General features: G+C 64.3%; 29 protein-coding genes and 2 pseudogenes. 24 read left to right on the top strand and 7 right to left on the bottom strand.

The annotated features are described in order from the left end of the window. Nucleotides 1-668, top strand: a 668-nt coding sequence (locus tag FHY04_RS20785) for a transposase (protein WP_183937724.1), incomplete at its 5' end; no start/stop codon positions are given. A gap of 84 nt (nucleotides 669-752) precedes the next feature. On the opposite strand, the gene FHY04_RS20780 is transcribed toward FHY04_RS20785, so the two are convergent. Beyond that, nucleotides 753-1,166, bottom strand: a complete 414-nt coding sequence (locus tag FHY04_RS20780) for a helix-turn-helix domain-containing protein (protein ID WP_183937723.1) — start codon at nucleotides 1,164-1,166, stop codon at nucleotides 753-755. A 70-nt stretch (nucleotides 1,167-1,236) separates the two neighbouring features. Between FHY04_RS20780 and FHY04_RS20775 the strand changes: the two genes are divergently transcribed. The 14 genes from FHY04_RS20775 to FHY04_RS20710 all read left to right on the top strand — a co-directional run bounded on the left by FHY04_RS20775 (nucleotide 1,237) and on the right by FHY04_RS20710 (nucleotide 14,959). Further along, nucleotides 1,237-1,887, top strand: a complete 651-nt coding sequence (locus tag FHY04_RS20775; RefSeq protein WP_183937722.1) for a cation transporter — start codon at nucleotides 1,237-1,239, stop codon at nucleotides 1,885-1,887. A 32-nt stretch (nucleotides 1,888-1,919) separates the two neighbouring features. Next, nucleotides 1,920-2,252, top strand: a complete 333-nt coding sequence (locus tag FHY04_RS20770) for a hypothetical protein (RefSeq protein WP_183937721.1) — start codon at nucleotides 1,920-1,922, stop codon at nucleotides 2,250-2,252. Between the two features lie 57 nt (nucleotides 2,253-2,309). Continuing rightward, nucleotides 2,310-3,623: a TolC family protein gene (locus FHY04_RS20765; protein ID WP_183937720.1), complete on the top strand. Its 1,314-nt coding sequence runs from the start codon at nucleotides 2,310-2,312 to the stop codon at nucleotides 3,621-3,623. Continuing rightward, on the top strand, nucleotides 3,620-4,792 hold the full coding sequence (locus FHY04_RS20760; protein WP_183937719.1) for an efflux RND transporter periplasmic adaptor subunit: 1,173 nt from the start codon (nucleotides 3,620-3,622) through the stop codon (nucleotides 4,790-4,792). Before FHY04_RS20765 ends, FHY04_RS20760 begins: the two co-directional genes overlap by 4 nt. Before the next feature lie 4 nt (nucleotides 4,793-4,796). Beyond that, the gene (locus FHY04_RS20755; RefSeq protein WP_151989672.1) at nucleotides 4,797-8,024 is read left to right on the top strand and encodes an efflux RND transporter permease subunit; all 3,228 of its coding nucleotides are present in this window, start codon (nucleotides 4,797-4,799) and stop codon (nucleotides 8,022-8,024) included. A 60-nt stretch (nucleotides 8,025-8,084) separates the two neighbouring features. Then, nucleotides 8,085-8,582, top strand: coding sequence for an SRPBCC domain-containing protein (locus tag FHY04_RS20750; protein WP_052148875.1), 498 nt, complete (start codon nucleotides 8,085-8,087; stop codon nucleotides 8,580-8,582). Next, entirely contained in the window at nucleotides 8,579-8,950 is a 372-nt protein-coding gene (locus FHY04_RS20745) for a hypothetical protein (protein ID WP_183937718.1), read from the top strand. Before FHY04_RS20750 ends, FHY04_RS20745 begins: the two co-directional genes overlap by 4 nt. Continuing rightward, on the top strand, nucleotides 8,947-9,564 hold the full coding sequence (locus tag FHY04_RS20740) for a cation transporter (RefSeq protein WP_183937716.1): 618 nt from the start codon (nucleotides 8,947-8,949) through the stop codon (nucleotides 9,562-9,564). Before FHY04_RS20745 ends, FHY04_RS20740 begins: the two co-directional genes overlap by 4 nt. Then, a complete protein-coding gene (locus FHY04_RS20735; RefSeq protein ID WP_056405877.1) occupies nucleotides 9,557-12,040 on the top strand; it encodes a heavy metal translocating P-type ATPase in 2,484 nt (827 codons plus the stop codon). Before FHY04_RS20740 ends, FHY04_RS20735 begins: the two co-directional genes overlap by 8 nt. A gap of 59 nt (nucleotides 12,041-12,099) precedes the next feature. Beyond that, nucleotides 12,100-12,456, top strand: a complete 357-nt coding sequence (gene fliE, locus FHY04_RS20730) for a flagellar hook-basal body complex protein FliE (protein WP_056405875.1) — start codon at nucleotides 12,100-12,102, stop codon at nucleotides 12,454-12,456. Next, complete coding sequence (locus tag FHY04_RS20725) at nucleotides 12,453-12,857, top strand: hypothetical protein (protein WP_056060068.1); 405 nt, start codon at nucleotides 12,453-12,455, stop codon at nucleotides 12,855-12,857. The genes fliE and FHY04_RS20725 overlap by 4 nt, the downstream gene beginning before the upstream one ends. After that, nucleotides 12,845-13,531 (top strand): ZIP family metal transporter, encoded by a 687-nt coding sequence (locus FHY04_RS20720; protein WP_056405873.1) that lies wholly within the window; start codon nucleotides 12,845-12,847, stop codon nucleotides 13,529-13,531. Before FHY04_RS20725 ends, FHY04_RS20720 begins: the two co-directional genes overlap by 13 nt. 59 nt (nucleotides 13,532-13,590) lie before the next feature. Continuing rightward, nucleotides 13,591-13,965, top strand: coding sequence for a DUF305 domain-containing protein (locus tag FHY04_RS20715; RefSeq protein ID WP_056060065.1), 375 nt, complete (start codon nucleotides 13,591-13,593; stop codon nucleotides 13,963-13,965). Nucleotides 13,966-14,041: 76 nt separating this feature from the next. Further along, a complete protein-coding gene (locus tag FHY04_RS20710; protein WP_159513453.1) occupies nucleotides 14,042-14,959 on the top strand; it encodes an NAD(P)/FAD-dependent oxidoreductase in 918 nt (305 codons plus the stop codon). A 370-nt stretch (nucleotides 14,960-15,329) separates the two neighbouring features. On the opposite strand, the gene FHY04_RS20705 is transcribed toward FHY04_RS20710, so the two are convergent. Beyond that, nucleotides 15,330-16,025 (bottom strand): DUF6118 family protein, encoded by a 696-nt coding sequence (locus FHY04_RS20705; protein ID WP_183937714.1) that lies wholly within the window; start codon nucleotides 16,023-16,025, stop codon nucleotides 15,330-15,332. 62 nt (nucleotides 16,026-16,087) lie between these two features. Then, nucleotides 16,088-19,009 (bottom strand): Ti-type conjugative transfer relaxase TraA, encoded by a 2,922-nt coding sequence (traA, locus tag FHY04_RS20700; RefSeq protein ID WP_159513454.1) that lies wholly within the window; start codon nucleotides 19,007-19,009, stop codon nucleotides 16,088-16,090. Between the two features lie 155 nt (nucleotides 19,010-19,164). Between traA and FHY04_RS20695 the strand changes: the two genes are divergently transcribed. The 6 genes and pseudogenes from FHY04_RS20695 to FHY04_RS20670 all read left to right on the top strand — a co-directional run. Beyond that, nucleotides 19,165-19,437 (top strand): hypothetical protein, encoded by a 273-nt coding sequence (locus FHY04_RS20695; protein WP_156360282.1) that lies wholly within the window; start codon nucleotides 19,165-19,167, stop codon nucleotides 19,435-19,437. Then, nucleotides 19,437-19,766, top strand: a complete 330-nt coding sequence (locus tag FHY04_RS20690) for a conjugal transfer protein TraD (RefSeq protein WP_056405867.1) — start codon at nucleotides 19,437-19,439, stop codon at nucleotides 19,764-19,766. The genes FHY04_RS20695 and FHY04_RS20690 overlap by 1 nt, the downstream gene beginning before the upstream one ends. 13 nt (nucleotides 19,767-19,779) lie before the next feature. Beyond that, nucleotides 19,780-20,016, top strand: a complete 237-nt coding sequence (locus FHY04_RS20685; RefSeq protein ID WP_082446661.1) for a conjugal transfer protein TraD — start codon at nucleotides 19,780-19,782, stop codon at nucleotides 20,014-20,016. A 6-nt stretch (nucleotides 20,017-20,022) separates the two neighbouring features. Further along, nucleotides 20,023-20,265, top strand: a pseudogene (locus FHY04_RS20680) (Tn3 family transposase); the annotation flags it as partial. Between the two features lie 93 nt (nucleotides 20,266-20,358). Then, nucleotides 20,359-20,889, top strand: a complete 531-nt coding sequence (locus FHY04_RS20675) for an AAA family ATPase (RefSeq protein ID WP_056405863.1) — start codon at nucleotides 20,359-20,361, stop codon at nucleotides 20,887-20,889. A gap of 86 nt (nucleotides 20,890-20,975) precedes the next feature. Next, nucleotides 20,976-21,728 (top strand): annotated as a pseudogene (locus FHY04_RS20670) (type IV secretory system conjugative DNA transfer family protein); the annotation flags it as partial. A 583-nt stretch (nucleotides 21,729-22,311) separates the two neighbouring features. Here the strand turns inward: FHY04_RS20670 and FHY04_RS20665 are convergent. Genes FHY04_RS20665 through FHY04_RS20655 form a run of 3 tightly spaced genes read right to left on the bottom strand, consistent with a single transcriptional unit; the run spans nucleotide 22,312 to nucleotide 24,251 of the window. After that, complete coding sequence (locus FHY04_RS20665; protein WP_056060039.1) at nucleotides 22,312-23,265, bottom strand: replication initiator protein A; 954 nt, start codon at nucleotides 23,263-23,265, stop codon at nucleotides 22,312-22,314. Between the two features lie 43 nt (nucleotides 23,266-23,308). Further along, nucleotides 23,309-23,599 carry a ribbon-helix-helix domain-containing protein gene (locus FHY04_RS22995; RefSeq protein WP_311725827.1) on the bottom strand — a complete coding sequence of 97 codons (291 nt, stop codon included), beginning with the start codon at nucleotides 23,597-23,599 and terminating at the stop codon, nucleotides 23,309-23,311. Between the two features lie 4 nt (nucleotides 23,600-23,603). Next, nucleotides 23,604-24,251, bottom strand: coding sequence for a ParA family protein (locus tag FHY04_RS20655; RefSeq protein WP_056060036.1), 648 nt, complete (start codon nucleotides 24,249-24,251; stop codon nucleotides 23,604-23,606). A gap of 272 nt (nucleotides 24,252-24,523) precedes the next feature. Between FHY04_RS20655 and FHY04_RS20650 the strand changes: the two genes are divergently transcribed. The 3 genes from FHY04_RS20650 to FHY04_RS20640 all read left to right on the top strand — a co-directional run bounded on the left by FHY04_RS20650 (nucleotide 24,524) and on the right by FHY04_RS20640 (nucleotide 25,689). Beyond that, nucleotides 24,524-24,859 (top strand): type II toxin-antitoxin system RelE/ParE family toxin, encoded by a 336-nt coding sequence (locus tag FHY04_RS20650; RefSeq protein ID WP_311725824.1) that lies wholly within the window; start codon nucleotides 24,524-24,526, stop codon nucleotides 24,857-24,859. After that, on the top strand, nucleotides 24,859-25,173 hold the full coding sequence (locus FHY04_RS20645) for a DNA-binding protein (RefSeq protein ID WP_056060032.1): 315 nt from the start codon (nucleotides 24,859-24,861) through the stop codon (nucleotides 25,171-25,173). The genes FHY04_RS20650 and FHY04_RS20645 overlap by 1 nt, the downstream gene beginning before the upstream one ends. Before the next feature lie 63 nt (nucleotides 25,174-25,236). Then, entirely contained in the window at nucleotides 25,237-25,689 is a 453-nt protein-coding gene (locus FHY04_RS20640) for a hypothetical protein (RefSeq protein WP_056060030.1), read from the top strand. Nucleotides 25,690-25,765: 76 nt separating this feature from the next. Here FHY04_RS20640 and FHY04_RS20635 read toward each other — a convergent pair whose 3' ends face one another. Next, nucleotides 25,766-26,341, bottom strand: a complete 576-nt coding sequence (locus tag FHY04_RS20635) for a recombinase family protein (RefSeq protein WP_056060027.1) — start codon at nucleotides 26,339-26,341, stop codon at nucleotides 25,766-25,768. Nucleotides 26,342-26,464 lie beyond the last annotated feature (123 nt).

Below are 26,464 nucleotides of genomic sequence, written 5' to 3'. Positions count from 1 at the left end.
TTAACCCCCTGCTCGACCTCGACACCGACTGCATCCTCGACGTGGAGGCGACGCCCGCCCGCTTCGCAGCCGAGGTGGCGGCGACCCGGACGCTGCTATCACGCGCCGGCACCAGGCTGGGCATCGAACCCGCCAGTCTCTCGGCCGATAAGGCGTATGGTAGCGCTCGGCTGCTCGGCTGGCTGATCGACCGGAACATTACGCCATACATCCCGGTCATAGACCGGACCCGTCAGCGGGACGCCTTCTTCACCCGGGATGCCTTCCGCTACGACCGGGAAGCGGATGCCTACTGCTGTCCGGCGGACAAGCTGCTCAGCTATTGCGGCACCAACCGGACCAAGCAGGTGCGTGTCTACCGAAGCCGGCCAGCCGATTGCGCCGCCTGTGAGCTGAAGCCGCAATGCACCATCGGTCCGAAGCGAGGTGTCACCCGGCTCGTCAGCGAGGAAGCCCGCGATACCGTGCGCGCCCTTGCCGGCACCGACGCCTATGTGCACGCACGGCGTCGAAGACAGCGGATCGAGCGCGTGTTCGGCCACCTGAAACGCAACCTGGGGCTACGAACGCTCAAGCTGCGAGGACTGTCAGGAGCCGCCGAGGAGTTCACCATGGCTGCAGCCGCATACAACCTTCAGCTCCTCGCCCGGCAGGCTGCGCCGGCCTGATACGCGGCGTATCCTACCGTGCCAGCGTCACCAGCCATCCGCCACGCCGATTTCGCGCAGGCCTTTTTCAACGGTCTCGTCCGGTTATGACACGGGTGAGGCACGCTCAGGCGTCTTTGATGACAAAGCGTCAATCAACCGACATTCGGCAATCGTTGTGGCATCGCAACGACCCCATTTGACAATCTCGTCGCGCAACGCCTGAAGATCGGCGAGCTTTCGATCAATCTCAGCAATGTGCAGCACTGCCATCTCGTCGACCGCATCGCACGATCCGCGCGGATCGTCCGCCAGGCGGAGTAAGTCACGTACCTGATCGAGCGTAAAGCCGAGGTCGCGCGAGCGCTTGATGAACGTCAGGCGATCGAGGTGCGACTCGTCATAAAGGCGGTAATTGCCCCCGCTCCGGCGCGGTGCATCGATCAAACCCTCGCCCTCGTAAAAGCGGACGGTCTCGACCTTCAGCCCGGTGCGCTTCGCAATATCGCCAATCTTCATGGCCTAGCCCTTGACCCTCTAGTGACATGAGGGTGCATATGGGGGGTCCGACACACGAATCGAGTGCATTATGGCGGACGATTGCTGTTCCAGGAAAGGCAACACGATCGCGCAGCTCGGCCGCAAGGCCGATCAGCGGCGCGTGCTGATCGCCGTCATGGTTATCAACTTCGTCATGTTCGTCGCCGAGTTCGGCGGAGGTGTGTTCGCGCGGTCGTCCGCGCTGATGGCAGACTCGGTCGACATGCTCGGCGATGCTGTCGTCTATGCACTCAGCCTCTATGCGCTGAGCCGCGGCCCACGCTGGGAAGCGGGGGCGGCACTCGCCAAGGGCGGCATCATCCTGGTATTCGGCATCGCGGTCGTATTCGAGATCGTCGACAAGGTGGTCAACGGCGTGTCGCCCTCGTCCTCACTGATGCTGGCGTTCGGCGGTGCCGCGCTCGTCGCCAACCTGACCTGCCTTGCGATGCTGTGGCGCTTCCGGTCGGAGAACGTGAATATGTCCAGCACGTTCGAGTGTTCGCGCAACGACGTGGCGTCAAACGTCGGCGTACTGATTGCGGCCGGGCTGATCGCCATGACCGGGGCGGCATGGCCCGATATTGCGGTGGGCGGCGTCATCGCGCTGATCTTCCTGCGGTCAGCGTGGCGTGTTCTCGCCGAAGCGATCCCGGCATGGCGAGAGGCCCGGCCGGTAGCGCCGGAAGTCTTGCGATGACACTCGGGCGTATTTCGACTAGACGACCTGCAATGCTACGCAGGCTCTGGTCCTTTTTGCGCGTCATGATCGCGTCGTCCCTGGTGATGACGGCGACCGTGCATGCGCGCGAAATTCCGGGGCCGGTGACTATCGAGTGCAGCGGCACAGTGCATAGCGACGGCGACGCCGATCAATCGCAAGGCGATGCCGATAAGGCGGTGCCGCACCACCATGCCACCTGCCACGGTCAAACACTGGATGTGCCGGCAAGTGATACGCTGCCGTCGATAGCCCGTGTAGGCGGCCTGCGTCCGTTTCCTACACCTGCCAGTGCCATTGCGTCGCATGTGGTTGACCCTGCGTTGAGGCCACCGGCCGCCTGACGACACCCGCTCGCCGGCATTTGCCGGCACGACGTGTTCTGTCAGGATCGATATTCCATGAAAACAATGCTCGCGGCCGTCCTGGCCGCGGCGTCCTGCGCATCGATCGCGCAGGCGCAACAGGGGCAGTCGCCACAGGCGACTACCCCAGCCGAAACGCCGACCGCGGCACAACCGCTGCCCGGCTTCTCGCTCGATCAGGCCGTGTCGGCCGCGGGCGGGTCAGCGCCTTCGGGTGCTGCTGCCACGGCGTCGATCGAGGCCGCACAGGCGGCCCGCGCTGTAGCCGGCCTGCGACCCAACCCCGTTTTTCAAGGACAGGTCGAGAACGTCGTCGGCTCCGGTCCCTATAGGGGCGTACGGAGCGCGGAGACGACGCTAGGGGTCGCGATCCCGATAGAGCTGGGCGGTAAGCGTCGTGCCCGCGTCGGCGTCGCCGACGCGCAGTTATCGCGCGCGCAGCTCCAAAGCGCGATCGTTGCGGCCGACATCCGCGTGCAGGTCACGCAGCTGTATGTCGACGCAATCGCGGCAGAACGGCGGCTGGTGACGGCGCGTGACCAGGCGCGGATCGCGGCCGAAGTGCTGCGCGGCGCCTCCGTCCGCGTCCAGGCGGGGCGTGCGTCACCACTGGAACAACAACGCGCCGACGTCGCGCGCATCAACGCCGATGCCAATGTCGAGCGGCTCACTCGGCTCGCCGAAGCCGCGCGGACGAACCTTGCGCGGCGTCTCGGTCGTCCGATCGACGGCACGCTCGATGCCGGATTGCTCGATCGGCTACCGCCGGCGACCTTCGGCCCGGCAGCACCAGCTCAGACCGCCGGCACGCTGGCGCTGGCGGCAGCGGACGCCGATCTCGCCATTGCCGATGCCGGCATCCGGCTCGCGCGCGCGAACCGCGTGCCCGACATCAACATCGGACCGGCGCTCCGGCGACTGGAAGCGACCAACGACACCGCCGCGGTGTTCGCGATCTCGATCCCGATTCCGATCTTTAACAATGGCCGCGCCGCCATCGCGCAGGCGACGGCCGAGCGAACACGGGCGGAGGCCGTCCGGCGTGTTACCGCGCTTGACGTCGAGCAGGCGATCACAGACGCCCAGGCCGAAGCCGCCAATGCCGCGACCTCGGCGCGGGCCGCGGTCGGGCCAGCGCTGGCGGCAGCAGCCGAAGCCGCCCGGATCGCGCGGATCGGCTACCGCGAAGGCAAGTTCGGCCAACTCGATCTCCTCGATGCCGAACGCACGCTCGCCGAGACTCGCGTCGCCGCGATCGACGCGCTCGCCAACTACCAGAATAGCCGTGCGCGACTGGAGCGACTGACCGCGCCTGCACCGACAACCATTACCGGGGGAACCGACCGATGAAGACCATCCTGACGGGCGGCGTCCTGCCGTTCGGCCTTGCCCTGTTGCTCGCGGCCTGCGGTAGCGCCCCCGAAGGCGGCAACGAGACTGCCGGGAACGAAACCACGGCCGGCGCCGGGGCCGGCGGTAACGACGCCGCCCATGCCGATGAGGGTGCCGTGACGCTCTCGGCGGACCAGATCGCCGCAGCCGGGGTCCAGATCGGTCGTCCGCTGACGGGTGGCGCGGGTACGATCGACCTGCCGGCGACGATCGAAGGCGACCCGCAAGGGACGCAGGTCGTCTCGGCGGCGATCGGCGGACGTGTCGTCTCGCTGACCCGGAACCTTGGCCAATCAGTCGGGCGCGGACAAACGATCGCCGTCATCGAAAGCCGCGAGGCAGCACAGCTCAAGGGTGAGGTCGAGGCATCGCGTGCCCGGCTCGCGCTTGCCAACTCCAATCTTGGCCGCGAGCAGCGGCTGTTCGCGCAGCGCGTGTCCCCCGAGCAGGATTTGATTGCCGCGCGCACCGCGGCAACGGAGGCGGGTATCGCCTACCGGCAGGCACAAAGTCAGGTATCGGCAGCAGGCGGCGGCGGGGGCGGGCTCAACCGGCTCGGCATCGTCGCACCGATCGGCGGTCAGGTCATCGCCCGACCAGTCGTGCTCGGGCAGACGGTCGCAGCAGACAGCGAACTCTATCGCATCGCCAATCTCGGCCGGGTGTCGCTGGCGCTCAACCTTAAGCCGGAAGACGCCGGCCGGGTAAAGCCGGGCAATATCGTCACCGTGACGGCACCGGGGCGGCAGGCGATCGCACGGATCAGCTTCGTGTCGCCTGCGCTCGATTCACAGACGCGGCAGGTGCCGGTCATCGCGACTCTCGACAATGGCGGCGGTCAGTGGCGCGTCGGCGAGCCCGTCACCGCCTCGGTCCAGCTCAGCGGCAGCGGTGGCAGCACCGCGGTCCGCGTGCCGACGACGGCCGTTCAGACGGTCGAGGGCAAGTCGGTCGTCTTCGTCCGGACGGCCAAGGGGTTCCAGGCAACCCCTGTAACGCTCGGCGACGCGGCCGGCGATACCGTCATCATTCGCTCCGGCCTGACCGGCCAGGAGCAAATCGCCACCATTGGCAGCTTCACCCTGAAGGCCGAACTCGGCAAGGGCGAAGCGGCGCACGAGGATTGATGTCATGATCGCCCGCATCGTAAACTGGGCGGTCGAGAAGCGCTGGCTCGTCCTGCTCCTCACCGCCATCGTCGCCGTCATCGGCGCCTTTTCGCTCTCCCGGCTGCCGATCGACGCAGTACCGGACATCACGAATAACCAGGTGCAGATCAACGTCCGCGCGCCCGCCCTCTCGCCCGAGCTGGTGGAGAAGCAGGTGTCGTTCCCGATCGAAACCGCGCTTGCCGGCATTCCCGGCCTCGACAATACCCGCTCGCTCAGCCGTAATGGCTTCGCCCAGATCACCGCGGTCTTCGACGACTCCACCGACATCTACTTTGCCCGCCAACAGGTCGGCGAGCGATTGCAGGGCGTCTCGGAGAACCTGCCGGCCGGCGTGAACCCCGAAATGGGGCCGATCGCGACGGGGCTCGGTGAGGTCTTCATGTGGACCGTCCGGCTCGAGCACCGGAAGGACGACAAGCACCGTGCCGGCGAGCCGGGGCAGCAACCCGACGGCAGCTATATCACGCCGGAAGGCGAGCGGCTGACGACGCCCGAGGACAAGGCGACCTATCTACGTACGGCGCAGGACTGGATCGTCACACCGCTGCTGAAGAACGTCACCGGGGTAGCCGGCATCGATTCTATCGGCGGCTACGCCAAGCAGTTTCTGGTCGTTCCCGACGTCCAGAAGCTGGCGTCGCTCAAGATTACGCTGACTGATCTCGGCACCGCGCTCGAGAAGAACAACACCAGCGTCGGCGGGGGCTTCGTCAACCGCAATGGTGAAGGCCTGGCGGTCCGCTCGGACGCGCTGGTTCGCAACGCGAACCAACTAGCGCGCACCGTCGTCGCAACCCGCGACGGTATCCCCATTACGCTCGATCAGGTTGCGACCGTCCGCACGGGACAGGCGATCCGGATGGGTTCGGCCTCGGAGAACGGCACCGAAGTCGTGGTCGGCACCGCGGTTATGCGGATCGGCCAAAACAGTCGCAACGTGGCAACGGCGGTCGCCGACCGGTTGAAAACCATCAACGCATCGCTGCCGCCCGACGTGGTGGTGCAGCCGGTGATGGATCGTACCGCGCTGGTCAATTCGACGATCAAGACGGTCGCGAAAAACCTGTCCGAGGGCGCATTGCTCGTCATCGTCGTGCTGTTCCTGCTGCTCGGCAACTTCCGCGCCGCGCTGATCGCTGCGGCGGTCATTCCGGTCACGATGATGCTGACCGGGTTCGGAATGCTCCGGCTCGGCGTGTCGGCCAACCTCATGTCTCTGGGCGCGCTCGACTTCGGACTCATCGTCGACGGCGCGGTCATCATCGTCGAGAATGCGCTCAGGCGCCTTGCCGAGAAACAGCATCACGAAGGCCGGCTGCTGAGCGTCAAGGAGCGGCTGGAGGCCGTTGCGACCGCGGCGCGTGAGATGATCCGTCCGTCCGTGTACGGACAGGCGATCATCATCCTCGTCTACGTACCGCTGCTGACGCTCACCGGGGTCGAGGGCAAGACGTTCGTGCCGATGGCGCTCACCGTCATCATCGCGCTGCTCTTCGCCTTCGTGCTGTCGCTGACCTTCGTACCTGCGGCGATTGCCATCTGGCTGTCGCGGAAGGTGAATGAGGAGGACGGTCGGATCATTTCGTGGCTGAAGCAGCGCTACGAACCGGGCCTGGAAAAGGCGATGAAGCGGCCATCGATCACCATCGGCGCCAGCGTAGTCAGCCTCGTGCTGGCGGCATTCGCCTTCACGACGCTGGGGCAGGTGTTCCTCCCCCAGCTCGACGAAGGCGACCTGCTCATCCAGTCGCTACGTATCCCGGCGACGTCGGTCCAGCAGAGCCAGGCGATGCAGGTGCCGATCGAGCGGATGGTCTCGAAACAGCCCGAGGTGCGGTTCGTCTTCTCGAAGACGGGCACGGCCGAACTGGCCTCGGACCCGATGCCGCCGAACGCGACCGACATGTTCGTCATCCTGAAGCCGCATGCCGAATGGCCCGATCCCAAGCTGGAGAAGGCCGCACTCGTCGAACGATTGGAAACCAGGCTCGCGCAATTTCCAGGCAACGCATATGAAATTACGCAGCCGATCCAGATGCGGTTCAACGAGCTGATCGCCGGCGTTCGCGGCGATCTCGCGATCAAGGTGTTTGGCGACGACTTCGCCAGTATGAACCGCACCGCCGAACAAATCGCCGGCATCCTGCGCAAGACGCAGGGCGCAGCCGACGTGAAGGTGGAACAGACGACGGGGCTTCCGATGCTCGACATCCGGGTGAACCGCGACGCGATGGCGCGGGTCGGCGTCACCGCGCAGGACGTGCAGGACACCATCACCGCCACTCTCGGCGGGCGAACGGCGGGCATGATCTTCGAAGGCGACCGGCGCTTCCCGGTCGTCATCCGCCTGTCGGACGCAGAACGTGCAGATCTCGGGCTGCTCGAACAGGTGCAGGTGCCGGTCGCAGGCGGTGGCTATGTGCCGCTGTCCAGCGTCGCCGACATCGGCGTCGTCGACGGGCCGAACCAGATCAGCCGCGAGAACGGCAAACGCCGTGTCGTCGTTCAGGCGAACGTCCGTGGGCGCGACGTCGGCAGCGTGGTGGCGGACGCGCAAGCCGCGGTTGCCAGCGGGGTGCGCCTGCCGCCGGGCAGCTACCTGGAATGGGGCGGGCAGTTCGAGAATCTGGAATCCGCGAGTAAGCGGCTTCAGCTCGTGGTGCCGGCCTGCTTCGTGCTGATCCTGTTGCTGCTCTACGGGGCGTTGGGGTCGGTCCGCGATGCCGCGATCGTCTTCACCGGCGTACCATTCGCGCTGGTGGGCGGCGTGTTGCTGCTGTTCGCACGCGGCATGGACTTCTCGATCTCGGCCGCGGTGGGGTTCATTGCACTGTCGGGCATCGCGGTCCTCAACGGCCTCGTCATGGTCAGCTCGGTACAGGACCTGATCCGCTCCGGCATGGACCGGGCCGAAGCGGCGCATACGGGCGCTCTTCAGCGGTTACGCCCCGTCGTCATGACCGCGCTCGTCGCAAGTCTCGGCTTCGTGCCGATGGCGTTCGCCAGCGGGGCAGGCGCGGAAGTTCAGAAGCCGCTCGCAACCGTCGTCATCGGCGGGCTGATCTCGGCGACGCTACTGACGCTGTTCGTGCTGCCGACGCTGTACGCACGGTTCGGCCAGCGAGCGGTGAAGGTCGACGACGCGGACACGGCGGAAACCGCCACGGCGCTGCCGCAGCATGCATGACCCTGAGGGAGGGCGCCTGCGCCCTCCCTCAGGCTTCACTCCATGGAAGGAGGTTCGCCCATGATGACGATCGACAATGTGACGACGCTCAATGCTTCACCGCTACGCGTCTGGACCGTCCTCACCGACTTTGCCGGTCACACGCAATGGAAGCCGTTTATCCAGCTTTCCGGCGCTGCGGTCTGCGGTGGCGATGCCGATTACACGTTCCGCATTGGCGGGCTCGACAAGTCCATGACGGCCAAGGCGGACATCATCCGCGCCGACAAACCGCTAGCGTTCGCGTGGACGGCCGGCGTGGCCAGGTTCCTGATGTTCGAGGAAGCCTATGCGCTGGAAAGCGATCCCGCCGGAACCCGCCTGCGCCATAGTCTGCGCTTCTCAGGCATCTTCGGTCGTCCGCTCTGGGCCCTGATGCGCCGCAGGCTCCAGACGAGCCTCGTGCAGTCGGACAGGTGCCTGGATCGCCAGCTTCGCCGCCTGTCGGCGGTCCCGGTTCCGAACAGCCGGACTGGAACTGCGCGCATCGGCGCGCGAAATCAACGGAGGCAGCGATGACGATGTATCATGTTGGCTTGGGCCTGGGCGCCATACTGATATTGGCCGGCTGTTCCGAGCAGCCGCAGAAGGGCCCCCCGACCGAACAGGAGATCCACGCCGCGGACAGCGCCGTGGCCAGCAGGGCACCTGGGCGTCACCCCTATCGATGCGACGATAACAAGACGCTCCTGGTCGACTTCAAGGATCAGGGGCTCACGGTCGAGTTACGACGCGATGCGAAAGCACCTGCGGCCGTTCTGACCGCACCGCTGCAAGGCCTCCAATATGTCGGCGATGCGGAGACCGCGACCTTCTCCGGCAACCAGATCAAGATCGAGGCACCTGGCAAACGCCCGGTACTTTGCCAGAAGGCAACCCGGTTATGAGCGATCCCACTCTGAGCGCCAGCACAACGGATCGCCAGCGACGTACGCTCTGGATCGTCCTGATCCTCAATGCCGGACTCGCCTTGGCGTTCGTCGCCACGGGACTGATTGGCGATTCCAGCGCGCTGATCGCCAATGGTCTCGACAACGGTTCCGATGCCGCGGTCTATGGGCTCAGCATCGTCGCGTTGACGCGCAGCGCACGCTGGAAGCAACTCGCGGCCGGGGTGTCCGGCATCATGCTGCTCCTGTTCGCGGTCGCGGTCCTCATCGATGTCGCGCGCCGTTTCGCGCAGGGCAGCGATCCGATCGGTCCGACCATGATCGGCATGTCGATCGTCGCGGGTATAATCAATTATCTTTGCCTGCGCCTCCTGCAGAAGCTGGAGAACAAGGACGTCAACCTGCGCGCGGCGACGACCTTCAGCCTTAACGACTTCATCTCGAACGGCGGCATTGTCATCGCCGGCGCTTTGGTCATGTGGCTGGGCGTGAACTGGCCGGACCTCGTGGTCGGGCTGGCGACGGCCGCCATCCAATTGTGGGGCGGCATCAAGATCCTGCGCGACGCGAAACAGGATGCGCGCCTAACCAAGGACAATCAGAATGGCTGAGAAAACCAGGCTCGACCTTGCCGTCATCCTGCCCGACGTGCCGGATGCCGCGGACGCCTGCGTCACGCGGCTTGTACAGAGGTTGGTAGACCGCGAAGGCGTCAGCGAAGCCCATGTCGTCCCCGCCAGCGGCGAGACGCCGGCGCAATTGTGCATTCATTACGATCCAGACCGGCTTTCACTCTTTCGCATTCGCAAGGTAGCGTCTGGCGCAGGCGCGCAAATCGGTGCGCGCTATGGTCACGCGATGTTCGACATCGCGGCCATGCATCAACGGCGCGCGCGTACCCTCGCCGATCGATTAAAGGCCATGCCTGGAGTACTGGAAGCCGATGTCGCTGCTGGTGGTCGTGTGCAGGTCGAGTTCGACCGGGAACGCACCGACGAAGCCACCATCCGCAGCGCCGTTGCCGATCGTGACGCGCCCGCTTCCCAAACCTCGAACGACGATCACGCGGGTCACGATCATGGTCCGGGCGAACACGATCACGGCAAGGAGGGACACAACCACAGTCATGGCGGTATCCTCGGACCGAACACCGAGCTGTTCTTCGCGCTCGGCTGCGGTGCCGTCCTCGGCGTCGGCTTCGCGATCGAGAAACTGGTTGTCGGGGCACCGTCCTGGCTGCCGCTCGCCTGCTACCTGATCGCCTATGTTCTGGGCGGCTTCTTCACCGTTCGCGAGGCGATCGATAATCTGCGAATGCGCCGGTTTGAGATCGACACGCTGATGCTGGTCGCCGCGGCGGGGGCGGCCGCGCTCGGCGCCTGGGCGGAAGGCGCGCTGCTCCTGTTCCTGTTCAGCTTTGGCCATGCCCTCGAACATTATGCGATGGGCCGCGCCAAGCGAGCGATCGAGGCACTGGCCGAGCTGGCGCCGAAAACAGCCCTGGTTCGCCGGGAAGGCCGGATCAGCGAGGTCTCAGTCGATACGCTGGTGATGGGCGACATCGTCGTTGTCAAACCCAATGCGCGGCTGCCCGCCGACGGCTTCCTGACACTGGGCTCAAGCAGTATCAACCAGGCGCCTGTGACGGGCGAGAGTATCCCGGTCGACAAGACCGCCGTCGACGATGCGGATCAGGCCCGGGCCGATCCCGACCGCGTCGATGCCGCCAGCCGTGTGTTCGCCGGCACGATCAACGGTAGCGGGGCGATCGAGATAGAGGTCACGCGCTTGTCGACCGAAAGCGCGCTCGCCAAAGTCGTGAAGATGGTCAGCGAGGCTGAGACGCAGAAGTCACCGACGCAACGCATGACCGACCGGTTCGAGCGCGTGTTCGTGCCGGTGGTGTTGGGTCTGGCCGTCCTGCTGCTGTTCGCGTGGGTCGTCATCGATGAACCCTTCCGCGACAGCTTCTACCGCTCGATGGCAGTCCTCGTCGCCGCCAGCCCCTGCGCGCTGGCGATCGCAACGCCGAGCGCCGTGTTGTCGGGTGTCGCTCGCGCCGCGCGCGGCGGTGTGCTGGTGAAGGGCGGCGGGCCGCTGGAGAACCTCGGTTCGCTGACCGCCATCGCTTTCGACAAGACCGGCACGCTCACGGAAGGCCAGCCTCGGATCACCGATGTTGTCGCTATGGCGGGGGTAGCCGATGACCGGCTTCTTATCACGGCCGTCGCCGTGGAAGCCCTGAGCGATCACCCTCTTGCTGCGGCGATCGTCAAGGACGGCAAGACACGCCTAAACGACGCCGCGTTGCCACAGGCTAGCGATCTGGAAAGCCTGACCGGCCGTGGCGTCCGCGCGACGCTGGAGGGCGATCCTGTCACGATCGGCAAGGCCGAGATGTTCGGCAAGGACGGTCTCGCTGCATTGGCCGAAGAAACGATGGCCGCGGTCGAACGGCTCCGCGCGGGCGGGCGGACGACAATGGTCGTGCGACGCGGTGACGTCGATCTGGGCGTGATCGGGCTGATGGATACGCCCCGTGCGGCAGCCAAGGCGACGCTCGCGATGCTGCGCACGCTCGGCATCAAGCGCATGATCATGATCTCGGGCGACAACCAGACGGTCGCTGAGGCAATCGCCCGCGAGGTTGGTATCGACGAGGCATGGGGCGACCTGATGCCGGAAGACAAGGTCGAGGCGATCAAGAAGCTGCGCAGCGACGGCAAGGTGGCGATGGTCGGCGACGGCGTGAACGACGCGCCCGCGATGGCGAATGCGACCGTCGGGATCGCGATGGGCGCGGCGGGCTCCGACGTCGCGTTGGAGACTGCCGACGTGGCGCTGATGGCGGACGACCTCGCCCATCTCCCGTTTGCGGTCGGCCTGTCGCGGCAGACCCGGTCGATCATCCGGCAGAACGTCTTCGTCAGTCTGGGCGTGGTGGCGATCCTGGTGCCCGCGACGATCTTCGGTCTCGGGATCGGGGCAGCCGTCGCCATGCACGAAGGGTCGACGTTGCTTGTCGTCGTGAACGCGTTGCGGCTGCTCGCCTATCGCGATCGGTTCGCCGCGTCGCGGACCGCCTGATGTCCTGGAGACCGCGTCCATCCGATGCGGTCTCCGCAGGTTAGGAAGGACCGTTTGAGATGTCCGATACCACCGTCTCCGGCGTCCTAGCCGTTCGTGCGCAGATCCTCGCACGCAGTCAGACGCTCAACCGCCTGGCGTCGCCTGCTGCGGCGCCGGGTGCAGCTACGGCCGTGCCGCGGACCGAAGCGCCCGCGACATTCGGGGACACCCTCAAGAACATCGTCGGCAAGGTGAACGAAGCGCAGGAAGCGGAGGATGTGGCCACCGAGCGCTACGATCGGGGCGAGACCACTGACATCGTCACTGTAGCGTTGATGCAGAACCGCGCTTCTGTGTCATTCGAGGCGACGCTTCAGGTCAGGAACAAGCTCCTGTCGGCCTACAGGGACATCATGAGCATTCCACTCGGATGACACAGATCAGCCGTGGAATCCTGTCTGGAAGCGTGTTCGTCAGGCGTGCGGGCGTGGTGCTAATCGCTTTGCTCGCCGCGGCGTGCTCGTCCCCAGATGCGGATGCCGATGGCGAGGCGCACAACACCTCGGCGCCCGGTTCCAAGATGCAGATGCATGTCTTCACCTGTGAGGATGGATCATCGATCCTAACTGGCTTGAGTGCCGACAGCTTCGTTGTCGATCTGGTCGGTTCAGCGCCAGAGGACCGTGAAACGCTGACCGTGCCACGCGGACGTGCGCGCGCAGTCGATGGAAGATTGACGGTCGCGATCGGCAAGGATCTGCTCCACCTCGAGCGGATCGGGCAAAAGGGTGGCAACGAACATCTGTCGTTCAGGGGAAAATCATGCTGGCGCTGAGCTATACCATCATTCCGGTCCTCGCGGTTATCCTCGGCGGTGCGTTCGCGACTTGGCGCAGGCCGGGCGACGCGTTCATATCTGCCATGCAGCACCTCGCGGCAGGTGTCGTGTTCGCCGCTGCGGCGACCGAAATCCTGCCTCAGGTCCTGCACGCCGGGTCGCCGCTGGCGACGTTCATCGGCGGATCGGCCGGGGTCGCGGTCATGCTGGGACTGAAAGCATACGAGGCCCGCGCGGCCGGACCGGTCACATTGATATCCGCGGTCGGGATCGACATCGTCGTCGACGGATTGGTGCTGGGCCTTGCGTTCGTCGCCGGCGCCAAGGCGGGCGTTCTGCTCACCGTCGCGCTCACGCTGGAGGTGCTGTTCCTCGGCGTGACGCTGACGACGGAACTCGCTGAATCCATCACCTCTAAACTCAGGATCATCCTTACCGTGGTGGGACTCGCGCTGCTGCTGCCGATCGGCGCGCTGCTGGCGATCCCGGTCGCTGGCTTGTCACCCCCGGTGGTCGCCGGCTTCCTGTGCTTCGGCCTGATGGCGCTTCTGTTCCTCGTCACCGAAGAGTTGCTAGCCGAAGCACACGAGAAGCCGGACACGCCGCTGATCAGTGCGATGTTCTTCGTCGGCTTCCTGACGCTTCTTCTCATCGAGGAAATCGCACTTTGAGTAGGCATCGTTCACGCGGGTTCGATCCAGGAACCGACTATTTTAATAAGGAAAAAAGAATGTCGCTCATCAAGGCGCGCTGGCTCATTCTCAGTGTTGCTATGGCTCTGTCCGCCTGTTCCGCAGAAAAGCCTCCCTACCAGTTCGCGTCAAAAGAGTTGGGTTTGACCGATGCGATGCACGGGGCGAACCCTCCGCACGATAAGACAAGCATGGTCGTGCCATCCACGGGCGATCCGGACACCGACTTCCTGCGAGGCATGATTCCCCATCACGAAGGTGCAGTGGAGATGGCGCGTGCCGTAATCGCTAATGGAACAGATCCAAAAATTCGTGCGATGGCGGAGGAAGTAATCCGAACCCAACAGGCAGAGATCAAGACGATGCAGACTTGGCTTGCCGAACGGCAAGCTTCTGAAAAGGGCTCTCGATGACGGCTCGCAGTCATTTCGACAACGCTTCGCTACCCCTCGCGCCCTCTGCCCCTCGGGCTCCGATGGGACGGATGGCGTGACAGAAGCTCGATGCGATGCGCTCATCATCGGCGGCGGACCAGCGGGATTGACTGCCGCAATCTACCTTGCACGCTGTCATCGGCGCGTCATCGTGGTCGATGAGGGAAATAGCCGGGCAAAATGGATACCGCGTTCGCACAATCACGCCGGTTTTCCGGACGGGATCGCTGGTGATGATCTTCTACAACGGATGCGCGAACAGGCCGAGCGCTACGGTGCTACGATTGTGACTGCCCGCATTGATGCAGTAGCGCAAAACGCCAATGACTTCGACGCTCGCGGGGTGGGAATAACCCTGTCCACGCGATCGATCCTGATCGCAACGGGTGTCGAGAACCGTCGCCCCTCGATCGACGCCGCGGCCCATCGCGACGCACTGGATCGCGGCCTGCTGCGCTACTGCCCGATCTGCGACGGTTATGAAGCGACTGGCCAGGCTATCGGTGTCATCGGTGCGGACACGCATGGCGTCGCTGAGGCGCTGTTCCTTCGCACGTTCTCCGACCGAATAACACTGGTGGCGAACGAGGATTTCGAACTCGACGCTTCCGACCGCGGCGCGCTGGAGGGGGCAGGCATCGCTTTCGCGCCAAGTGCACTCGAACAAATCGACTTTTCTGGAGAACACGTAACGCTGCGTCTAGCCGATGCGACCGAAATGCAGTTCGATACGATCTACCCGGCGTTGGGTTCGGACAGCAATAATGCTCTTGCGAAGCAGCTCGGGGTCGAGCTTAGCGATGATCGCTGTATTGTAGTTGATACCAAACAGCGCACTAGCATCTCGGGTGTTTACGCTGCTGGTGACATCGTTATGGCGCTAGATCAGATAAGCGTCGCCATGGGTCATGCAGCTATCGCCGCAACCGCTTTACATAACGACCTACGCAAGCTCGATGGCCATACCCACTGAAATAAGATTATTAGTCCTTGATAACTGCCATGGAATGAGGCTATGTTGTGTCGATCAGCGAACTGTCTAATTTGACAATGAAATACTCGCCTCCGTTCATCCGCCATCCCATCCACTGGTGGGAGCTGGCGGTCCCAGCCGGCGTATGGATTGCCAGCGCGAAGATGCTATTGGCATGTGCCCGCACGTTGCGCCGGTCAGGATTTCGGCATCCAAATACTATATTTTTGCTTATTCGATTATCGAGTCGATTTTTTCGCATTGGTTTCCGGATTTGGCGGCACTTAGGAAGCAAGTGGCGCTAAACGCTGTAATGTATCTACGGCGCCGACGGGGTCCTGCAGATTGACATCCAATCGCCAGTACCAGTTCATTGTTTCAACGGATCAACACTAATCGTACATCGCACCGGCGTGCGCCCCTTGTTCGCGCGTTTTCTGCACGCCTGCAAAATAACGCGATTGGCGGTGACAATCCGGTCACCCGCCGCGATGTTAGCAAAAGCATCCGGTGCTGCGGCTTGCATAAGCCGCTGACCGGCTTCCCATTTCGGCAGGCCGAGCGTGCGCACCGCCATCCACTCGGGCACCTGCCATTTCGCCGGCAACTCGCGCGCGACGATCCCCGGCACGATCATCCATAGCAGCGCCCCGCCCAGGAACGCCCCGGCGCCGACCTGCCACAGGGTCCGGCGCTGCTCGTCCGCGCGGCGGGCATAACCACCGATGCCGTGCAAGGCGGTGGTCGCCTTGTCCATCTTCTCGCCGGCGGTCGCGATCAAGCGCCGGTCCTCATCACGGGCATGGGCGCCGGCCGCGACGATCCTGTCGGCGACATAGCGCGGCGCGACATTGTCCTCGGCCGCCTTCGCCAGCACGCCGACATTCTGCATGGTCGCGTTAAGCGCTTTCGCCATCTTCCCCAGCGTCTCGCTGTAATCGGGGAATTCCGGCACTTCGGCACGTTCAGCTGCCAGTCGCTCGACGGCGCGGCGCATCAATGCAAGCTCGCCACGCACGCCCTCGAACGCCTCCGCTGCGGCATCTAGTTCGTGATCGTCACCCATGCATTGCTTCTCCTTTTACCGCACGAAAGCACAAACCGGATCATACCCGAAGGCACGAACTCTCACCGGCTCATCCCCCGGTCCCGATCGCGCCCGCGATCAAGCGACGACGACAGGGCATCGCCGATCGCCCGCTCGCGCTCGGTTTTCAGTACCAGCTCGGGCGCGCGGGCGCGCAACGCGGATTCGAGCTGTGGGTCGCGGTGCAGGCCACCCGCGGCCTTCTCCATCCGCTCGCGCAACCGCTCGGCACCGGCGCTGTCGCCGGCCCGCTCCATGCCCGCCCGCGCCTGCTGCATCTTCTGCCAACCCTCCACGAACCGGTCCGCGCGCGCCTCCGGATCGAGCCGCACGCGCTGCTCTTCGGCCATCGCGCGCGCGGCACCGGTCGTATTGCCGCCCGCCACCTGCTCGATCAGCTTCGGGTCGCGCGCCAACGCCGATGCAAGATCACGCGCGGTATGGGGACGGCTCGCGTCCAGCGTCTCACCGGCTTTCTGCAAGGCGCTTTCCTGATGCGGCAGCACCGGCAGCCCCTTGTCGCGCATCCGGCCTATATCGCCCACGGCACGCGCATAGCGTTCGATCGCCTTGGCCTGGTCGGGCTTGCCAGCGGTCGAAAGCCCGCCGCGATCAAGCACTGGCGACGCCGCTTTCTCCAGCGGCGGTTTCGGCCGGAAGCCGGCGAACATGCCCCTGGCCTTGTCGCGGACCTTCTCGACCATCTGGCGCGCGCGTTCCGGGAACCGGATCTCGCGCCGATCGGCGAACGCGCGGGCCTGGTCCTGCTCGGGCTTGGCGTAATCGCCGGCCATGTCCTTGCCCCGCTCGCGGCTGAGCGTGCGGACAAGCTGGCGCTGATCGGCGAAGTCGTCGCGGCCATAATGGAGCTGCACGTCGTCACGATGCCGCGACATGCCGACATAGGCGCTGTGGCGGTCCATGCCGGGGGTGGCGAGGACATGCGCCCGATCGACCGTCACGCCCTGCGATTTGTGAAACGTCGCCGCATAGCCGTGATCGACATGGGCGTAATCCTTGGTGTCGAACGCGACCCCGCGCCCGTCATCGAGGCGCACCGCCATGCCCTCGGGCGATACCCGCTCGATCGTGGCGAGCGTGCCATTCTTCACCCCCATACCCCGTTCGTTACGCAGGAACATGATGCGGTCGCCGGTCGCGAACTGCCGCTCGCCACGCTCGGCCTTCACCGTCACGTTGTCGCCAAGGTCGCCGCTCGCGCGCAACCGGTCGCGCGCCTCGCCATTGAGGCTCTGCACTTCGGCGTTGGTGTGGGTGAGGATGATCCGGGTGCTTCCGGCTTCGGCCTGGCGCGCGCGATCCCACCCGTCGACCAGTTCGCCCCGCGCCTGCTCGCGGGTGTCGGCCGCGTGGACCATGCCCTTGCCGTCATAGGCGTGGATCGCTTCGCCGGTGCGCCCGGTCGCCAGCGCGCGGGTGGCGTCGCGCTGCCAGTCCTCGCGCTGCCGCCTGATCTCGGTGATCTCGGCCGCGCCGTGGCGCTCGGTGACGCTGCGGAACGCCGCGCCCGCCTCGATCGCCTGCAACTGCTCGGGGTCGCCGACCATGACAACCTTGGCCCCGGCATCGCGCGCCTGCGACAGCACCCGCTCCATCTGGCGCGAGCCGATCATGCCGGCCTCGTCCACCACCAGCACGTCCCTAGGGCCTAGCTGCTCGCGCCCCTGCCCCCATGCGTGTTCAAGACTGGCGATGGTGCGGGACCGGATGCCGGACCCGCCCTCAAGGTTCTCGGCCGCGATGCCCGACAATGCCGCGCCACGAACCGTGTAGCCCTGCCCCTCCCATGCCTCGCGCGCGACGCCCAGCATCGCAGATTTGCCGCTGCCGGCGTAGCCGACGACGGACGCCAGCCCTGCGTCGCCGGTGACGTGATCGAACGCGTCGCGCTGCTCGCGGGACAGGACAAGCCCCCGCGCCTCGGCCGCGCCGATCGCGGCGTCACGCTGCCGATCGCCGACACTGTGTTCGCCCCGGCCCGCCAGCTCGTCGCCGGCCCGCTCAAGCCGGTTCTCTACTGCAATCATGTCGCGCGACGTGAACCGCTCCTGGTCCCGCCCGTCCTTCCCCAATGCGACCAGCTCGGGCGACGCCCGTACCGCCCCCATTACCTGGTCGAACTGATCCTTGCCGTCGCTGTGGCGGAACGCGAACGTCGCAAGGTCGCGGGTGGTGAACGTCGCTTGGCTGCGCGTGATCGCGTCCAGCGCGACATTAGGATTGGCGATGATCTTCGCGCCGTTCTCACGGGCGATGCGCGTGTGATCCTCGATCCGCTCCGCCTCAAGTCCCTGCTCCGGCCGGCGCGATGCTGCGGGTCCGATCTTGTGCTGCGGCTCCAGGCCAATCCCCTGCGCCTCATAGGAGCGATGATCGATCCGACCCTCAAGCCCCAGCTCGGCCATGCGCTCGTTGACGTGCGCGCTCCACGCCTCGCGCCAGTCCTTCAACAGCTCGGTGCTGTTCCAGTCCCGGTTCTTCTTCCCGAAGCCGTCCGGTCCCACGTCGCGCATCGTCATCATCACATGCGCGTGCGGCTTCGGCGTGCCGTCCTTCGCCTTGTCCCAATGCACGTTCAGGTCTGCGACCATCCCGCGATCGACAAACTGCTTCTTCACGAAATCGCGTGCGAGCTGGACACCCTGCTTCTCGTTCATCTCGCGCGGAATCGAGAACTCCACTTCGCGGGCAAGCTGCGCGTCCTTGCGCTTCTCACCGGCCTCCACTTCGTTCCACAAGGTCGAGCGGTCGTTTAAACGCTCCGGTGCGCCCTCCGGCAACATCACCTCGGAGTGGATCACACCGGCCTTGTTGCTGAAATCGTGATCGCGGTTCAGACGGTCATCGTGCAGCTCGGACGCGGAACGATAGGCGGCGCTCGCAACGGCGCTCGATCCGTTCGCGCGGCTCACAACCTTGGCGGAAAAATGGTAGATCGCCATGATGCTCCGCACATTGCCTTACTTAGCGCACGTCGGCAACGACGTATAAGCGCGCACTCATCACTCGCTACGCTCCTCATGATTGACTTCGTGCTGCTTCCTGCTTGATCTCTCCATACACTCTGGCAAACTGCCTACAGCAGGGAGAGAATTTGATGAGCCATCCCCATAAGGGTGCGATGAAGCATCATCGCAATGAGCATATTGCCAATGCGCTGGGGATCGATGTGGGTACGCTCAGGAAGCACCCCTTCAGCGTGACGAAAACACCAGTCACAACGGCATGGCGTGAAGATGGGGTAATCTATGGCTGGCGCATTGTTTGGGAGGGGAAAGCACCGCCCGGCATCGATGTGGATGGCACAGCGGGTTCGCTGTGGTCGGATATTCCAGCTGCGTTGGAGGAACTGGATGAGGATAACTCGTGATGCGTAAGGTTCGCGATTACGATGCCGAGCTGAGGGCGCTGAACGACAAGGCTCGGTCGCTCAAGGCGAAGCGGGTCGAACAGCTCGGCCAGCTCGTTGCCGCTACAGGTGCCGATGCGCTGGATGCGCAAACCCTTACCGGCGTCCTGCTCGATGCGATTGGATCGAAAGACGCTGCGGCAAAGGAGGCGTGGCGATCGAAGGGCGCGGCGTTCTTTCAGCGGCGTGGGCGCAAAGGTGGCGGCGTTGCTGCAATCGACGGATCGGGCGCTACGATTGAACCGGGCGGCGACGCTGCGAGCGGAAGCGGCGGAACGGCGAACGGATAGCAGGAGCTGGGTCGTGCAACGTCGCGAACGAACACGCCACCTGATTGAGCTGGGCGGACTGGTCCAGAAAGCTGGCTTGGTCGAGCTGACAGACGATGATCGCGCCACCCTTTACGGCGCGTTGCTTGATCTCGCCGGGCGTGGTCGCGGCGACGATTCTGGCGATATGCTGGCGCTGTGGAAAAGACGCGGAAAACGCGCGTTCGATTCTGAGGCCGATGCACCTTCTGGCTCGCTTGCTGAGGGGTGACCCCGTAACCAGTCCTACCGTGCCTCCGGCCTCAACCTGCTGGTCGCCGCGATCATCCTGTGGAACACCCGCTATCTCGAACAGGCACTGGCCGACATGGGAACGCTGGAAGACGTTGCCCGCCATATCGCACCGCTGGGCTGGGAGCATATCGCGCTCACGGGCGACTATAGCTGGGAGCGGGGCGACAGGCCGGGGCTGGGTCAGCTAAGGCCGCTTCGCACATCGCCCTCATTACTGGCCGCCTGAAACCGTCTGTGGGACCAGAATCACTCAGTTGCGGCCGTTCTCGACCTAACCGGCAATTCCTGTAAGCAAACGTGATTTGGCAACGGAGGTCTTATGCTCATCGTGCTTAGCGGTCTGCCCGGGACCGGCAAGACGACTATTGGGAAGGCGTTGGTTACCAAACGATCGGCAGCCTATGTCCGTGTTGATGAGATCGAGCACGTGCTGAGGCAACAGTCAGGATTTGCCGGCGATATCGGTGCCGCAGGCTATGTCGTTGCTTTCGCCATCGCAGCGTCGAACCTCAAGCTGGGCAACTGGGTTGTTGCCGATAGCGTCAATCCCGTCCCCGAAAGTCGGCAAGGCTGGCGTGGTGTGGCGCAAGCCATTGACGGAGCAGGCGTCTTTGAGGTCGGAATCATCTGTAGCGATGTAGACGAACATAAGCGCCGGGTAGAGGGTCGTGCACCCGACATAGAAGGTTTCAGACTTCCTACGTGGTCGTCCGTCACATCGCACGATTACGTCCCGTGGACCGAACCCCGCCTGATAGTGGACACGGCCCTTTTCAGCGCCGTGGAGGCTGTTGCTATGATTGAACAGCGGCTTGAGATGATAGCCGAGGATCGAGCGCCGTCGCCATGAGCGGACAAACCGCTTTCCAACAACTCCTGCCGTTCGCCGTTCGTTCGCGCCTAGCGTACGTAAAATTCACTTTCGTGCAGTGACCCCAAGGTGGCCTGGTCGCGCGCGCCGCCAACCGCCAGCTCGGCAAATCCGATCGCGAAGCGGCCGGCGTGCTGTCCGCCGCGCAACGCCATACCCACTTTCTCGACTCCCCGCGCATGGCGACGGTGTTGGGCGGCTCGGATTTTACGTTCGCCGGGTTGAAGGATGCGCCGGCGACGGTGTTCCTCGTGCTGCCGCCCGATCGGCTCGCCAGCTATGCGCGCTGGCTGCGGCTGATAGTCGCGCAAGCCCTGACCGAGCTGGCGCGCGCGCCGGGTCGCCCGCCCTGGCCGGTGCTGTTCCTGCTCGACGAGTTCGCGGCCCTCGGCCGTCTCGAACCGGTCGAACGCGCGATGGGACTGATGGCGGGCTATGGCGTCCAGCTCTGGCCGATCCTCCAGGACGTTCACCAGCTCCGCGCGCTATACGGGCAGCGGGCCGGCACCTTCCTGTCTAACGCAGGGGTGCTACAAGTGTTCGGGGTCAACGATCAGGACAGCGCCAAACTCGTCTCCGATCTGGCCGGGCAGGAAACCGTCGTGTTCGAGACCATGAGCCGCGCAATCGACGCGGAAGAAAGCGGCCTATCCTACGGGCAGCAGCATGTCGGCCGCGCCCTCCTCACCCCCGATGAAGTCCGGACGCTGCGCCCCGATCGCCAGCTCCTGTTCCTCGCCGGGCAGCGCCCGATCATCGCCGCCAAGCTGCGCTACTACGACGATCGCGAGTTCGCCGGGCGGTTCGATCCGGCGTGACCGGTCGCGGCCTGCTTGTTCGGCCGCAAACCAACGGGTTGATTTAAGCCCCGCTGGTGACGTTCACTGCGATCAGCACCTGGGATAGTCGAAGGCCCTTTCCCTGCCCTCCACCGCGCTCCTGACGGTCGCTGTGCAACCTTCTGGCCGCTACCTCGCCCACTTCTTTCCCGCTTAGCCAGCGGCGCTTGCGCCGCCCTTGTGATGCCGAAGGCGGCACGAAACGAAGGCGGATCGGCCATAGGCCGATTCCATTTGACCTTCTCTCGTAGGGTTCTGGGCGTACTGCTGACGTTAAAAGAATCTGTTAAATATGAATCGTTAAGTAGGTTAAGCCGCAAAAAGTGGCCATTTCCTCCTTTAGGATCAATGGGTTGCATAAGTCGGCGGTGGGTGAAAACACGTGATTCGGTGTGTGAAAACACGATAGCGCGGTGTGTGAAAACACGTATCAAAGGTGTGTGAAAACACGATAGAAACGGCTCGAAAATGCCGATCGCGGGTGTCCTGTTGGCCTTGTCGGCTCCTGATCTCAACGGGGCTGCATCGCTTCCGAGGGCGGCGGTGTGTGATAACACGATAGTTAGGAGCGTCCTGAAAGCCGGTCCATCAGGTCATCGACCTCTACGGTGCGCCGTCGATCGGCTTCCATGCGGTCGCGCCGGTCTTGCTCGGCCTGGAGCTGCTCGGAGAGTGCCAAGGCTTCTGCCTCCCCTCTCAACCGAAATAGAATGGCCGGGCTACCGTCGTTCGTTGCCACCATTTCCACCGCATAATCGGGAAGTTGGTTGGTCTCCACGATTTTGCGGAGCATCCGGTTGAACTCTTTTGGCTTGCTGTCGCTGCCGGTTTTGTCGCGCAGCACCTCCACCCGGCACGTCCACCCTCCACGCTGATTGCCAGCGTGCTTGCGCGCGATACGATAAAGCGCCCGCTCAAGCCCGCCGGTTAGCAGGAAGTAGTCGGGGTGCATGGTCAGAAGCGACCGCTCCGCCATGATTCCCTCATAGACCCAATCCGACAGGGTGATGGTCATGCCGCGAGGCTGGTCCGTTTCGGGGTCGACCTCCAACGTCCATTTGTCGAGCCAGTTGAAGCCCGCCTTGCTGCGACGTTTGGGCGCGCGGATCGACGTGGAAATGGAGGTCGTCTGCAACCGCTGTAGGGCGGCCTGGAGATCTTGATAGGCGCGACCGCTGGTGTTGCGCTTGATCGCCCGCAAAAGGTCGTAGGACGTGGTGGTAAGCGTCCTGGGCAGGTCGTTGCCCCCCTGCTCCCGCATCCGATTGAGCGCCGACGTGGCCCATATGATGATATCGGCGTCCCAGATCGTCGCCATGCCGTAGGCCGGTATCGCCTCGATCTTCACCCAGGTCGCGCCGTCCGGGCTGGTATATTCGATCGGCTTGACCCGCTTGCGTTTCTGCAAGGAAAAGAACGGCCGCTCCATCGTCTCACGCTGATCCTTGAGCGGAAGGTCGCCCATGATCGGCAGGAACAGGTCGAACTCCGGGCTAGGGTCGCGCCGCTTCTTCATGGTTCAATCCTGCACGTTTGCAGTTGTGCATATGTGCACACGTTCAAGCACGTCCGAACTGCTTGTCGGCGTCGTATTTGGCGACCAGCTCGGCGATCGCTTCGGCCAGCAATTCCTGATGGCTGCGGCGTGTCCTCGCGGCCAGAACTCGGAACGCCTCGGCGGTGGGGTCGGCCGGATCGAAGTAAGCGCCCAAGTGATATTTGCCCGGTCGTTGCCCGCTCGACCGGGGAGCGCGCGCGTCCGGTGGGGACGTTACACGCTCAGGCGAGGCGGACTCGGACTTTGCCTTTGTGGCGACCGCGGGCGCGAGGAGCGATGATCGTCGTGCCATGATATCAAGCCTTCACATTTGCAGGTGTGCAATTCTGCAATTCATGAAACAGGAATTGGCGAAGTGATGCAATCTCCTGGGCGGCTTTGCCGGACGGTTCATGCTCGGTCACGCCAAGCCCGTAGGGCCATGCTGCGCGATAGGCGCTGCGCTCCCTGATGACTGCGCGCGCGACCTTTAGCCCGGTATCCTCCGCCAGTGTCCTCGCGTCATACAGTAGCGTCGTTGCCGTAGGCGGAGCCGCATTGAGCACGACAAAGCCGGTCCTGCCGGTGCTGATGATGAGCTGGGCCGTGCGCTTGATCGCGTCGAGGTCGATAAGGGAAGGGCGGCACGGTATCAGCACGATATCGGCTCGTTGCGCGGCTGCGGCTGCCTCGGCCCCGGCTGCCGGGGGCGTGTCGATGATGGTGAGGTCGAAACCGTTTGCCTCGGCCGCGTCGATCGCCTGGTTCAAGCGGCGCGCGCTGATCGGCTCTACATGGGGTAGCTCGGCCTCGCGGCGCTCGCTCCACGCCGTCGCGCTTTCCTGTGGGTCAAGGTCGAACAGGGCCGTCCTGATGCCTGCCGCCTGCGCCGCAACCGCCAGATTGACCGCAAGCGTCGTTTTGCCGACGCCACCTTTTTGCGCTGCAAGTGTGATTATATGCACGTGTGCACACCTTCAATATTGAAGACATGATAATATGCAGATTGGCAGGATCGCACAACCTTTCTTGTAGCCGGTCTAAAAGGCCGGCCTCAGGGCTGGGCGGGCGGGACAACAACACGGCCGCCTCGGCGGCCTCTCTGTTCGCGCGAGCGATCGTAGCCCGTCAGGGGCGAGACGCCAGCATGGCGGCTCGATCGGAGCTGCCAAGCGGAGATAGAGCGCGGCCCGCTCGGGCGCGTCCACCCTTGACGATCGGCTCAATGGTAACATATATGAAACCGATGGTGCTAAAGGAGTATAAGGACGGGGAAGGGCGAAGCCCGTTCGGACTCTGGTTTGCCGCGCTGGATGCGGTAGCCGCCGCAAAGGTGACGGTGGCGCTGAACAAGGTCGAACGTGGCGCGCTTTCCAACGTCAAACCGGTGGGAGAGGGCGTCTCGGAATACAGGATCGATTTCGGGCCTGGCTATCGCGTCTATTTCGGCATGGACGGCCAAACCCTCGTCATTCTCCTGAGTGGGGGCACGAAGAAGCGGCAGCAGCGTGACATCGACACCGCCAAGTCGCTGTGGGCGGACTACAAGGCGCGGAGGAAAGGAAGATCGTGATGGCTCTCACTCGCAACTTCAAGGATACTGTGCGCGCCCGTGTTCAAGCGGACTCGGCGTTTCGCTCGGCGCTCCTCACCGAAGCCGTCAATGCCTTCCTCCTCGGTGATATCGACACGGGAAAGGCGGTCTTGCGCGACTACATCAAGGCGACGGTAGGTTTCGAGGAACTGGCCGAACAAACCGGACGACCGTCCAAGAGCCTGATGCGGATGTTCAGCCCGGCGGGCAATCCCGCTGCTGACAATCTGTTTTCGGTCATCAGCACACTGCAACGCGCATCGGGTGTAACACTGGAAGTTCGCGCCACGTAATTTGAACCCGAAAGCGGTAACTTTCCTCTTTCGTTCTGCTGCTGTCTGACTCATAGAATCGTCATGCCGATCGCGCGCGAACATCGCTGGCTCTATCCGATCGACTGGCGCGAACTGTCAAACCTCATCCGGTTCCGGCGCGCGAAGGGGCGTTGCGAGCATTGCCGTCGCCCCCACGGCCGCGACGTGCTGCACTTAGGGAATGGCGTCTGGTGGGACGCGGACGCCGCGACCTGGCGCGACGGGCAGGGCAGGGAGCTTCGCCGGCTGCCGTCGCCAGACGAGCTGGCGCGGGCGCAACCGGGTCTCGCCGGCATCGACCCGCCTGCTCATCTTCGGATCACGCGCGTGGCCCTCGCCAGCGCGCATCTGAACCATGATCCCGGCGACAACCGGCCGCGCAACCTCGCGGCGCTCTGCCAGCGCTGCCACATGGTCCACGACGCCACTGAACATCGCCGACGCCGTTGGCTCAACGCCTTCCGGCTACGTGCGATCGGCGACCTATTCGCCTGACTGCCGGGCCGCAAGGCCAGGCGCTAACGGTTGGGTGGGTGGGACAAAGACGCGGCCGTCGAACGAAGGCCTCCACCTAAGCCGGTTGGCTAAGCGAGCTGCGCCCGCCCGGTATGTGGCGATAGAGCGTCGACGGCTGCACGCCAATCTGATGTGCGACCTCCTCGACGGTGATGGTCGGATCGGCGAGCATCGCTTTGGCTCGCTTGATCTCGGCAGGCCCCATCGCCGGCTTGCGCCCACCACGCCGCCCCAAGGCCCGCGCCTGGGCAAGCCCGGCATGGGTGCGCTCCAAGGTCAACTCCCGCTCGAACTCGGCGACGGCCGCGAAGACGTGGAACACGAGCCGCCCGCCGGGGCTGGTAGTGTCGATCGCCTGGGTTAGCACCTTTAGGCCGATCTCGCGCTTGGCGAGATCCTCGGCCGTCTCCACGAGCTGCCGGACGGAGCGTGCGAGCCGGTCCAATTTCCACACCGCCAGCGTATCGCCGGCGCGGAGATAGTCGAGCGCGGCACGCAACTCCGGCCGATCGCGCTGCGCGCCCGACGCCTTCTCGGTGAACACCTTCTCGCACCCGGCTTCGCGGAGCGCATTAAGCTGTAGGGCAGGGGACTGATCCCTGGTGGACACGCGCGCATAGCCGACGAGCAAGGGGCTTCTCCGAAAACTCGACACGACCTAGCCGGATTTCGGAGAAGGAAACAAGGGACGGTTTTAGGAAGTCAGATGGGCCGTTTTAGTGGCTTCCGCCGCGATCGGCCCGGCTGTCGCGCG

The organism is Sphingomonas sp. BK481 (genome assembly GCF_014194875.1).
Lineage (GTDB): Bacteria > Pseudomonadota > Alphaproteobacteria > Sphingomonadales > Sphingomonadaceae > Sphingomonas > Sphingomonas aerolata.
Note: the sequence above shows the minus strand (reverse complement) of the source record. Positions and strands in the feature narration are given on the sequence as shown.

Bases quoted from the DNA above. Each gene is read 5' to 3' on its own strand.
- FHY04_RS20770 (WP_183937721.1), top strand. From the start codon at position 1,920: ATGCTACGCAGGCTCTGGTCCTTTTTGCGCGTCATGATCGCGTCGTCC.
- FHY04_RS20750 (WP_052148875.1), top strand. From the start codon at position 8,085: ATGATGACGATCGACAATGTGACGACGCTCAATGCTTCACCGCTACGC.
- fliE (WP_056405875.1), top strand. From the start codon at position 12,100: ATGTCCGATACCACCGTCTCCGGCGTCCTAGCCGTTCGTGCGCAGATC.
- FHY04_RS20705 (WP_183937714.1), bottom strand. From the start codon at position 16,025: ATGGGTGACGATCACGAACTAGATGCCGCAGCGGAGGCGTTCGAGGGC.
- FHY04_RS20775 (WP_183937722.1), top strand. From the start codon at position 1,237: ATGGCGGACGATTGCTGTTCCAGGAAAGGCAACACGATCGCGCAGCTC.
- FHY04_RS20720 (WP_056405873.1), top strand. From the start codon at position 12,845: ATGCTGGCGCTGAGCTATACCATCATTCCGGTCCTCGCGGTTATCCTC.
- FHY04_RS20725 (WP_056060068.1), top strand. From the start codon at position 12,453: ATGACACAGATCAGCCGTGGAATCCTGTCTGGAAGCGTGTTCGTCAGG.
- FHY04_RS22995 (WP_311725827.1), bottom strand. From the start codon at position 23,599: ATGGCACGACGATCATCGCTCCTCGCGCCCGCGGTCGCCACAAAGGCA.
- FHY04_RS20665 (WP_056060039.1), bottom strand. From the start codon at position 23,265: ATGAAGAAGCGGCGCGACCCTAGCCCGGAGTTCGACCTGTTCCTGCCG.
- FHY04_RS20695 (WP_156360282.1), top strand. From the start codon at position 19,165: ATGAGCCATCCCCATAAGGGTGCGATGAAGCATCATCGCAATGAGCAT.
- FHY04_RS20780 (WP_183937723.1), bottom strand. From the start codon at position 1,166: ATGAAGATTGGCGATATTGCGAAGCGCACCGGGCTGAAGGTCGAGACC.
- FHY04_RS20645 (WP_056060032.1), top strand. From the start codon at position 24,859: ATGGCTCTCACTCGCAACTTCAAGGATACTGTGCGCGCCCGTGTTCAA.
- FHY04_RS20755 (WP_151989672.1), top strand. From the start codon at position 4,797: ATGATCGCCCGCATCGTAAACTGGGCGGTCGAGAAGCGCTGGCTCGTC.
- FHY04_RS20650 (WP_311725824.1), top strand. From the start codon at position 24,524: ATGAAACCGATGGTGCTAAAGGAGTATAAGGACGGGGAAGGGCGAAGC.
- FHY04_RS20690 (WP_056405867.1), top strand. From the start codon at position 19,437: ATGCGTAAGGTTCGCGATTACGATGCCGAGCTGAGGGCGCTGAACGAC.
- FHY04_RS20740 (WP_183937716.1), top strand. From the start codon at position 8,947: ATGAGCGATCCCACTCTGAGCGCCAGCACAACGGATCGCCAGCGACGT.
- FHY04_RS20765 (WP_183937720.1), top strand. From the start codon at position 2,310: ATGAAAACAATGCTCGCGGCCGTCCTGGCCGCGGCGTCCTGCGCATCG.
- FHY04_RS20640 (WP_056060030.1), top strand. From the start codon at position 25,237: ATGCCGATCGCGCGCGAACATCGCTGGCTCTATCCGATCGACTGGCGC.
- FHY04_RS20735 (WP_056405877.1), top strand. From the start codon at position 9,557: ATGGCTGAGAAAACCAGGCTCGACCTTGCCGTCATCCTGCCCGACGTG.
- FHY04_RS20675 (WP_056405863.1), top strand. From the start codon at position 20,359: ATGCTCATCGTGCTTAGCGGTCTGCCCGGGACCGGCAAGACGACTATT.
- FHY04_RS20715 (WP_056060065.1), top strand. From the start codon at position 13,591: ATGTCGCTCATCAAGGCGCGCTGGCTCATTCTCAGTGTTGCTATGGCT.
- FHY04_RS20760 (WP_183937719.1), top strand. From the start codon at position 3,620: ATGAAGACCATCCTGACGGGCGGCGTCCTGCCGTTCGGCCTTGCCCTG.
- traA (WP_159513454.1), bottom strand. From the start codon at position 19,009: ATGGCGATCTACCATTTTTCCGCCAAGGTTGTGAGCCGCGCGAACGGA.
- FHY04_RS20745 (WP_183937718.1), top strand. From the start codon at position 8,579: ATGACGATGTATCATGTTGGCTTGGGCCTGGGCGCCATACTGATATTG.